Raw genomic sequence first — 9,698 nt, forward strand, 5'->3', positions numbered from 1 at the left:
TTTCTACCATTTGTCAAGTATATTAAGGTATTTGATGAAAAATAGTTTTAGTTTGACTTTAATTCGTTTGTTGTTTTAGTTCTGGAGAATAATAACGATTCATCCCTTTCTTGACGATATCTATGCCATAACGGTCAATTAATTTCATCATGTACTTTAGACCAGAAACATCCACACCAAATCTTTTCAAAAGCTGTTTGAAGCTTTGTCCTTGCTTTCTTAGTTCATAAATCTGAACTTTATCTTCATAATTCAATTTCATAATAAAACACCCCAAAAGTTAGATTTTTTCTGTCTAACTTTTGAGGTGCAGTTCAAATTTCTGATGGGATTTTAACATTTCAATATGATTCTTACCAGAAAAACTTTCGATAAATTCTAGCAATCGTTAAAAAAATAGCGTAGACTATACCTAAGATGGTTAAAACAATTTTTCCAGTAGTCACCTCTGAGCCGATGATCGATATATGAAAGAGAGGAGCGAGACCAGTACACACATATATCAAATAAACAATAACATTTATTTCACCAATCCCAGTGTAGAACTATAAAAAAACAGTAAAACCGACTCGGTTCTACTGTTTTATTCTTAAAATGTCTGGCGCTTGGCTTTTCGCTCTGCACGTCCGCGAGCACGACCTTCTGCTCGCTTGGTTTTACGGCGTTTTTCATCGACGGCCCACTGGATTTTTTTCTTATAACCTGGTTTGACTTTTTTCTTTTTCTTTTTAACCAAGCCAATCATTTCGATGTCCAGTTTTTCCTGTTTCTTCTCACGATTAGCACGGCGGTCACGGTCATAAGTATCTTGGAACTCTCCGTCTTTAACCATCTTAGGAGTAAACTTAATTCCTAGTTTTTCCAACTCACGAATATCTGAGTCATCACTAGGCTGGTAAAGTGTAATGGCTGTTCCTGGTAAGCCATTACGTCCAGTTCGTCCGACACGGTGGACAAAGAAGGACAAGTCTTGTGGAATAGCATCATTAATAACGTGACTGACACCTTCGATGTCAATCCCACGCGCAGCCAGGTCAGTTGCTACGATATACTCAAAATCAAGATTTTTGACCTGATTCATGATCCGTTTACGTTCACGAGGAGCAATATCCCCATGAATCTTAGCAACCTTCAAGCCTTGGGCTGTTAAGTATGTATGCAATTCATCAGCCCGCGTTTTAGTATTGACAAAAATCATAGCTAAGTATGGTTGCATGACTTGAGTCAATTCATAAATCTGGGCATTCTTATCACGACCTTTAGTCGAAATCAACCAGTTATCAATGGTATCTGAGATAACTGTTTTGGTCTTGATTTTTTCCATAACTGGATTAGACAAGTATTTTTTCAAGAATGGTTGCAGTTTTTGTGGGATAGTCGCTGAAAAGACCATAAACTGTAAGTCTTTCGGAAGACTTCCTGCAATCTTATCAACCGTCTCTAGGAATCCCATATCCAAGGTCATATCAGCTTCATCGACTACAAAGGTCTTAGACTTGTGGATAGCTAAATCGCCTGATTTTACCAAATCATAGATACGACCTGGTGTTCCGATAACAATATGGGGCTGATTACTTGCCAATTTTTCAATCTGACGGGCCTTGTCCGTACCACCCACATAGTTAACGACACGAATCTCTACTTCTGAGTGTCCTGCAATCTGACGAGCAGCTTGATAAATCTGTGTTGCTAACTCACGACTCGGAGCTGTGATAACTGCCTGCACGCTATCGCTCTCTTCATCCAACTGTTGGAAAATTGGAAGCAAGAAGGTATGAGTTTTCCCTGAACCTGTTTTTGATTCACCAACCAAGTCACGACCTGCCAAGACAATAGGAATCAACTTATCTTGCACCTCTGTTGGAGTGGTAAACTTCAACTCCTCCAAGGCTTCTTCTATATATTTTTTAAACTTAAATTTCGTAAATGACATAATATCCTCGATTCTATCTATTTACTCATTATACCACATTTTGATGCATTACAGTTAAACTTTCGTTTTGGATAATCACGTGGAAATTTCAAAATATACCCGAATAATGACAAGAAAAATACTCTCTGTCCATCCTAAACAAAGAGTATTAGATTTTTACGTAAGCTTCCACTCTTCTCTCAGCCAATCACAAAAATGATGATAGCGTTGGTCGAGAGCTTCATGATGCCCATAAGCATCAAATGTGCAATAAGTCGAAGGCACATTCTCTGAAATCAGATCATGTAGATCTCTGGCATAAATAGGAGCCTTAGACAAACGGTTGGAATGATTGGCACCTTCTGTCTGACCATTTTGTAGATAAATCAGGCTTTGGCTCTGTATCAAGTCATGTTCCCTGCAAAAGTCTATAAAGTCTGGATACCAGAAGGAACCACAGATAGAGAAAATACAGGTCATAGGTAGATGATTGCTATAGAGACTATAAACAGCAGCAAGACCGCCCAGTGAATAGCCACCATAAGCAATCCTACTTTCATCAATCAAGTAGGATTTTTTTAGAGTTGTTAGAATCCCTTGAAAGACCTTTTGATTGTAGGCATCTACCTTTCCACCAAAATCTGGAGCCCCTTCTTTCAAAGAACTAGCTTTCCAAGGTGTAAAGTCATCCAGACGGTTTTCTGGAACCAAACCCACTAAAATCACAGATTGGGACAGGTCTGATAAATAATCCAGTTCCCCATCGTTTAAGAGCACAACTGGATAGGCTTGTTTAGAGTCATAGTTTGAAGGAAGACTGACTCTAACACGAATCCCTTCCCAGTTAAACTCCTTATTTCTTGATAAAGTCATTGATTTTTTCAAGTGAATCAATCACTGCAGGACCGTAGTCCATCAACTCATCGTAAGAGATGGTCATGATTTTTTGATTCTTGATTGCTGGTACCTTTTCCAAAACAGCATTTGCCTTCATCAAATCCACTGCTTTTTCATCCAACTTTTGATTGCGGTCGCTGGTTACATAGATAATCAACTCTGGATCCATTGATACTAGATTTTCCAAGGTCAAGCCAGATGTTCCTGTTGCGACATTTGTGTAACCAAGTTGGTTGAGCAAACTTTCTTGAAGGGCTGACTTGTAAGCACCAAAAGTTTCGTCATTGTAGGCTACCATAATCAAAGCCTTTTTCTTTTCACCCTGTGTTTCTGGGTTAGCTTTTTTAACCGCATCGATTTTAGCTTGCAATTGCTCTGCGTATTGATTAGCCTTGTCTTGGACATTGAAAATGGTACCAAGATTCTTCACATCTTCTACGATATTTCCCAAATCCTGTTGGATATTTGAAAGTGAGGCTTTTTGCGTATAAACAGGGATTTTATTTTCATTCCAAGCGCTGATAGTTCCCATTGACTTTTCAGAGAACATCATATTACGTCCCATCAAAGCATCTGGTTCATAAGAAAGAACCGTTTCTTGTGAGACTGATTTTTTATCCCCAATATGAGGGATGGCTTCAATTGCTTCCTTGTATTTACCAGTTACGGCATTATCAGGATTGAGCATGCCGGCAATTTTATCCTTCAAACCAAGTTCGAGTAGGATTTCAGTTGTTGAAAGATTGTTGGTAATAACCTTTTCAGGTGCCCTTTCAAAGACTTGTTCGACTTCGTTTCCTTTGGCATCATAAGTTTTGATGGTTACAGGATAGTTGGTTTCTGTAGTAGATTTTTGACTTGTCTCTGCGCTTGATTGTGTGGTAGCTTTTTCTGTTGAACTATTGCCACAAGCTGCCAAAGTTAAGGTAGCTACTGTTAGGAGCAAAATACCGATTGATTTTTTCATGTTTTGTTTTCCTTTTCATTTTTTATAAATAGTGAATCATGGCTTGCTGATCTTCTGTCCAAGTAACCTTACTTTGGACACCATAGACAGCCTGCAAAGACTCAGGAGTGATGGTCTCTTTTGGAGTCCCTTGGTAAACAATCTCTCCTTCTTTCATCAGATAGAGATAGTCTGAATAGCGACAAGCTAGCTGAATATCATGCAACACTGCTAGCACATTGATATGGAGATGTTTGACAATGGTTAACAAGTCTAGTTGGTACTTGATATCCAAATGATTGGTCGGTTCGTCTAAGAGCAGGAGAGTCGGTTCTTGGGCCAAGGCTCGTGCCAATAAAACCCGCTGCTTCTCTCCTCCTGACAGAGAAGAGTAGAGTCGATTTCTCTTTTCGAACATATCTACCTTGACCAGAGCATCCTCAACCAAGGTAAAGTCTTTTTCTTTTTCCTTTTGTAAGAAAGAGAGATGGGGTGTTCTGCCCAGCATGACGATTTCCTCAACCCTACAATCAAATTGTAACTGATTAAACTGCGTGACGACTGCCATCTGTTTTGCCGTTTCCTTGACGCTCATTTGTTCTATCGGTTTCCCATTTAGAGAAATCAAACCTTGATCAGGTTTTTCCTGTCGATAGAGGAGTTTCAGCAAGCTAGTTTTCCCACTTCCATTGGGTCCCAAAATGGTATGAAATTGCTTGCCCTCCAGTTTGAGCGACACTCCTTTGAGAATTTTTTTCTCTCCTATTCCAAAGTGAATATCCTGGCACATTAAGTCCATATCAGACTTTCACCTCCCCTCGTCTACTTCCAACCATGTAAATAAAGAAAGGAGCACCTACTAGAGCCGTGAAAATCCCAATCGGCAGCTCAGCATTTTGAATCAAGACACGAGCAAGGACATCTGCCCAGATAACAAAGAGGGCGCCGAGCAAAGTAGCGATCGGAAAAAGTCTTCTGTAATTAGTACCAACCAAACTTCGTGCCAAATGAGGTGTGATGAGACCAACAAAACCAATAATCCCACAGGTCGATACCAAGATTGCTGTCATTACAGCCACAATCGTCACATAAAGATACCAGTAAAAACGTAGGGGAATCCCTAAGGTCAAAGCCGCCTCATCACCCATCATCATGGCATTAAAAACACGATATTGGGTAGAGAAAAATAAAAAAGCAATTCCCACGATTATAGTTGGCAAGGTTAAGTGAGCCCAGGAAGTCCCCGCTAAAGAACCCATGGTCCAAAACTTGATGGTCATGACACTATCAGCATTAGCGCCAATTGAGATAATAAAGTTTGAAAAAGCCAAAAATAGTGCATTCACTACTGTCCCGGATAAAATCAGGCTTGAAGTTGTCATTCTGCCCTGCATGGATGCAATGAGTAGAACTGCAATTGTTGCCACAAGCGCTCCAAGGAAAGAGCCAAGACCAATCATGACCTTAAACCCGAGAATGATGCTCAAAGTCGCACCAAAGGTTGCCCCAGCTGAAATTCCTAACACATAAGGTTCTGCGATTGGATTATTGACTGTTGACTGCATAACGCTACCACACATGGAAAGGCCAGCACCAACTATCAAACCAAGAAAAACCCGTGGTAATCTCATATTCCAAACAATAGCAAGTGTAGACTTCGAAAGGTCTCCTATATCCAGAGGAGCCCCCATCTTACTCAAAATAATCCGATAAGTATCACTCAAGCTAATTTGAACTGAACCCATAGAAACAGCCAAAAATAGAGAAACTCCCAAAGCTCCCAGCAACAGAGATAGGAGAAAAACATACCGCAGGTTTTGATGGCTTCCAGAAGATTTGGAAATCATAAAACTCTCCCTTAATAAAATTAAAAATTTAGACAATTTTCATAAATAGTATACCACATTTCTAAAGTAGGGACAAGACTAGAAAGATACAGCTAAAAAGACTGTTAAAACTAGATAGCTGATTGAGCTCGGGCTAAAATCCTAGTGAACAAAAAAACTCCCCGAAGGGAGATCATTCTGGTTTATTTTACCTTACAGTACTAGGAACCGTAACCTAAGATTATACTTGAGTATATCGAGGTAGGTGACAAAAATAAAAAAAGCTCCCTGAGGTCAGAGAGCTGATTTGAGCTCGGGCTAAAATCCTAGTGAAAAAGATGAAACTCCTTGTGTTCATCGAACACGGTGTCGTTTCCCTATTTTCATACGGATTTCTTACGCCCTTAGCATCATGATTCTTGCTGGATCAAACGTTTATAGACTAGGCGGCAAGCCGAAGATTGTACAAAAATGTTAGTAAAACAAAAAATCTCCCCGAAGGGAGATCATTCTGGTTTATTTTACCTTACAGTGCTAGGAATCGTAACCGAAGATTATACTTGAGTATATCGAGGTAAGGTGACAACGCAATGTAAGTGGAAAATAAAGCAGATTAGCGACGAAGTCCTAGAGAGTTGATCAACTCACGGTAACGGTTAACGTCGTTTTTACGCAAGTATGCAAGCAAGTTACGACGGCGACCGATTTTCTTCATCAATCCACGGTAAGTAGCGTGGTCTTTTTTGTGTTGTTTGATGTGTTCGTTAAGGTGGTTGATTTCCCAAGTAAGGACAGCAACTTGAACCTCTACTGAACCTGTATCACCTTCGTGACGTGCATATTGTGCGATGATTTCATTTTTTTTCTCTTTTGAGATTGCCATGATGTTTCTCCTTTTTATTTGGCTTCATCCGAGTGACAGGTTGGCATGCCTGTAACCAAGAAGAAGTTATTTGTCTTTAAGACAATTTCTATTCTACCAATAACTAAGTTCTTTGTCAACTGATTTACTATCCATACCACAAATATGCTATAATAGTTATAGGAAGGATATCTAAGTAGACAGCTTGAAAAGTGAGGTGATTACCATGCGTAAATTTTTCAAATATCTCCCCTACTATCTGGTCGTATTTTTCTTTTATTGGCCACTTTATGGATTATTTATACTACTATCATCGAATCCTGATTTAACAGGTCTCTATCTTCTAAATATATTCATCATTTCGCCTGTTGTAGTTTTTATAGTTTCTCTTCTTTATAGTTATCGTTTTGGTTTTTCACTGCATTGGCTTCTAGGTAGTTGCTTGCTCTATTGTTTTACTATTATTCCTTTCAGAGAATTTATTATTGTTTATTTCCTAGCCTATGAAATTCTTATTATACTAGGTACAGTTATTGGTGCCATTATCAGGTATCTGGTTCAAAAACTGAAAAACAAAAAACTTTCACAAAATCCTTGAAAAATCTCGCAATCATGCTATAATAATGCATAGAGACAAGTCGCTTAGAATCTTTCTTTTAGAGAGTGCGTGGTTGCTGAGAACGCATAGGAAGTCTAAACTGATACTACTCTACTAACTTTTATGCAAACATAAAACGGTGGCCACGTTAGAGCCAATCAGAGGTGTCAACAGTTTTTGTTGTACATAAATGAAGGTGGAACCACGTTGCGACGTCCTTTCGAGGATGTCGCAATTTTTTATGAGGAGACTAACTATGGAGTTGCAAGAATTAGTGGAGCGCAGTTGGGCAATCCGACAAGCTTATCACGATCTGGAAGTTAAGCATCATGATTCCAAGTGGACGGTAGAAGAAGACCTCTTGGCTTTATCGAATGATATTGGAAATTTCCAACGATTAGTGATGACCAAGCAAGGACGCTACTATGATGAAACACCCTACACACTGGAACATAAACTTTCAGAAAATATCTGGTGGCTAGTAGAACTTTCTCAACGTTTGGATATAGACATCCTGACGGAAATGGAAAACTTCCTCTCTGATAAAGAAAAGCAGTTGAACATTAAGACTAGGAAGTAGTCTCATAATAAAAAGTCAATGCTTAGAAACTATGAAATATAAAAAAGGAGAAAACCATGATTAAAATTACTTTCCCAGATGGCGCTGTTCGTGAATTCGAATCTGGCGTTACAACTTTTGAAATTGCCCAATCTATCAGCAATTCCCTAGCTAAAAAAGCTCTTGCTGGTAAATTTAACGGCAAACTCATTGACACTACTCGTGCTATCACTGAAGATGGAAGCATCGAAATCGTGACACCTGATCACGAAGATGCCCTTCCAATCTTGCGTCACTCAGCGGCACACTTGTTTGCCCAAGCAGCTCGTCGCCTTTTCCCAGATATTCACTTGGGAGTTGGTCCAGCTATCGAAGATGGTTTCTACTACGATACAGACAACCAAGCGGGTCAAATCTCTAACGAAGACCTGCCTCGTATCGAAGAAGAAATGAAGAAAATCGTTAAAGAAGACTTCCCATCAATCCGTGAAGAAGTGACTAAAGACGAGGCGCGTGAAATCTTCAAAAACGATCCTTACAAATTGGAATTGATTGAAGAACACTCAGAAGATGAGGGCGGTTTGACCATCTACCGTCAGGGTGAATATGTAGACCTTTGCCGTGGCCCACACGTCCCATCAACAGGTCGCATCCAAATCTTCCACCTTCTCAACGTAGCTGGTGCTTACTGGCGTGGAAATAGCGACAATGCCATGATGCAACGGATCTACGGTACAGCTTGGTTTGACAAGAAAGACTTGAAGAACTACCTTCAAATGCGTGAAGAGGCTAAGGAACGTGACCACCGTAAACTTGGTAAAGAATTGGATCTCTTCATGATTTCTCAAGAAGTTGGTCAAGGACTTCCATTCTGGTTGCCAAATGGTGCGACTATTCGTCGTGAATTGGAACGCTACATCGTCGATAAAGAGTTGGCTTCTGGCTATCAACACGTTTACACTCCACCACTTGCTTCTGTTGAACTCTATAAGACTTCTGGTCACTGGGATCATTACCAAGAAGACATGTTCCCAACTATGGATATGGGTGATGGGGAAGAATTCGTCCTTCGTCCAATGAACTGCCCACACCACATCCAAGTCTTTAAACATCATGTTCACTCATACCGTGAATTGCCAATCCGTATTGCTGAAATCGGTATGATGCACCGTTATGAAAAATCAGGTGCCCTTACAGGGCTTCAACGTGTACGTGAAATGTCCCTTAATGATGGTCATACTTTCGTAACACCTGAACAAATTAAAGATGAGTTCCAACGTACGCTTCAATTGATTATCGACGTTTACGAAGATTTCAACTTGACTGACTATCGTTTCCGTTTATCATATCGTGACCCTCAAGATACTCACAAGTACTTTGATAATGATGAGATGTGGGAAAATGCTCAACGTATGTTGAAATCAGCTATGGATGACATGGGACTTGACTACTTTGAAGCCGAAGGCGAAGCAGCCTTCTACGGACCAAAATTGGATATCCAGGTTAAGACAGCTCTTGGTAAAGAAGAAACTCTTTCTACAATCCAGCTTGACTTCTTGCTTCCAGAACGCTTCGACCTCAAATACATCGGAGCTGATGGTGAAGAGCACCGTCCAGTCATGATCCACCGTGGGGTTATCTCAACCATGGAACGCTTCACAGCTATCTTGATTGAAAACTACAAGGGTGCCTTCCCAACATGGCTGGCACCACACCAAGTAACTCTCATCCCAGTATCTAACGAAAAACACGTGGACTACGCTTGGGAAGTAGCGAAGAAACTCCGTGACCGTGGGGTTCGTGCCGATGTAGATGAACGTAATGAAAAAATGCAATTCAAAATCCGTGCTTCACAAACTCAAAAGATTCCTTACCAATTGATCGTTGGAGACAAGGAAATGGAAGAGCAAGCCGTCAACGTCCGCCGCTATGGTCAAAAAGAAACAGAAACCATGCCGGTAGATGCATTTGTAGACTTGATTCTTGCAGATATTGCTAACAAATCACGAGTGGAGAAATAAGAGATAAAACCTAGGACAAAATCCTAGCTAGCTAAAAAGAGAGTGGGACAGAAATCGGTAATTCGTTAGAATTCGAT

At 40.1% G+C, this 9,698-nt stretch carries 10 protein-coding genes and 1 pseudogene; 3 read left to right on the top strand and 8 right to left on the bottom strand.

Features of this window, described 5'->3' with window-relative positions:
• Positions 1-67: 67 nt before the first annotated feature.
• The 8 genes and pseudogenes from ADH31_RS10095 to rpsO form a co-directional block, all read right to left on the bottom strand.
• Positions 68-262: pseudogene (locus ADH31_RS10095) on the bottom strand (helix-turn-helix domain-containing protein); the annotation flags it as partial.
• A gap of 91 nt (positions 263-353) precedes the next feature.
• Positions 354-533: a hypothetical protein gene (locus ADH31_RS10220; RefSeq protein ID WP_080980069.1), complete on the bottom strand. Its 180-nt coding sequence runs from the start codon at positions 531-533 to the stop codon at positions 354-356.
• 56 nt (positions 534-589) lie between these two features.
• On the bottom strand, positions 590-1,933 hold the full coding sequence (locus tag ADH31_RS04665) for a DEAD/DEAH box helicase (protein WP_049509225.1): 1,344 nt from the start codon (positions 1,931-1,933) through the stop codon (positions 590-592).
• Positions 1,934-2,089: 156 nt separating this feature from the next.
• Entirely contained in the window at positions 2,090-2,785 is a 696-nt protein-coding gene (locus ADH31_RS04670; RefSeq protein ID WP_049509226.1) for an alpha/beta hydrolase-fold protein, read from the bottom strand.
• Positions 2,766-3,776 carry an ABC transporter substrate-binding protein gene (locus ADH31_RS04675; protein WP_049509227.1) on the bottom strand — a complete coding sequence of 337 codons (1,011 nt, stop codon included), beginning with the start codon at positions 3,774-3,776 and terminating at the stop codon, positions 2,766-2,768. Before ADH31_RS04675 ends, ADH31_RS04670 begins: the two co-directional genes overlap by 20 nt.
• A 22-nt stretch (positions 3,777-3,798) precedes the next feature.
• Positions 3,799-4,554, bottom strand: a complete 756-nt coding sequence (locus tag ADH31_RS04680; RefSeq protein WP_049509228.1) for an ABC transporter ATP-binding protein — start codon at positions 4,552-4,554, stop codon at positions 3,799-3,801.
• Between the two features lies 1 nt (position 4,555).
• Entirely contained in the window at positions 4,556-5,602 is a 1,047-nt protein-coding gene (locus ADH31_RS04685; RefSeq protein ID WP_049509229.1) for a FecCD family ABC transporter permease, read from the bottom strand.
• 592 nt (positions 5,603-6,194) lie between these two features.
• On the bottom strand, positions 6,195-6,464 hold the full coding sequence (rpsO, locus tag ADH31_RS04690) for a 30S ribosomal protein S15 (RefSeq protein ID WP_001018251.1): 270 nt from the start codon (positions 6,462-6,464) through the stop codon (positions 6,195-6,197).
• A gap of 205 nt (positions 6,465-6,669) precedes the next feature.
• Between rpsO and ADH31_RS10225 the strand changes: the two genes are divergently transcribed.
• From ADH31_RS10225 to thrS, 3 genes are all read left to right on the top strand, one after another.
• Positions 6,670-7,041, top strand: coding sequence for a hypothetical protein (locus ADH31_RS10225; RefSeq protein WP_049509230.1), 372 nt, complete (start codon positions 6,670-6,672; stop codon positions 7,039-7,041).
• A 256-nt stretch (positions 7,042-7,297) separates the two neighbouring features.
• Positions 7,298-7,621, top strand: a complete 324-nt coding sequence (locus tag ADH31_RS04700; protein ID WP_004251229.1) for a MazG-like protein — start codon at positions 7,298-7,300, stop codon at positions 7,619-7,621.
• Positions 7,622-7,677: 56 nt separating this feature from the next.
• Positions 7,678-9,621, top strand: a complete 1,944-nt coding sequence (thrS, locus tag ADH31_RS04705; RefSeq protein ID WP_049509231.1) for a threonine--tRNA ligase — start codon at positions 7,678-7,680, stop codon at positions 9,619-9,621.
• The last annotated feature ends 77 nt before the right edge of the window (positions 9,622-9,698 follow it).

Source organism: Streptococcus pseudopneumoniae (genome assembly GCF_001072375.1).
Lineage (GTDB): Bacteria > Bacillota > Bacilli > Lactobacillales > Streptococcaceae > Streptococcus > Streptococcus pseudopneumoniae_L.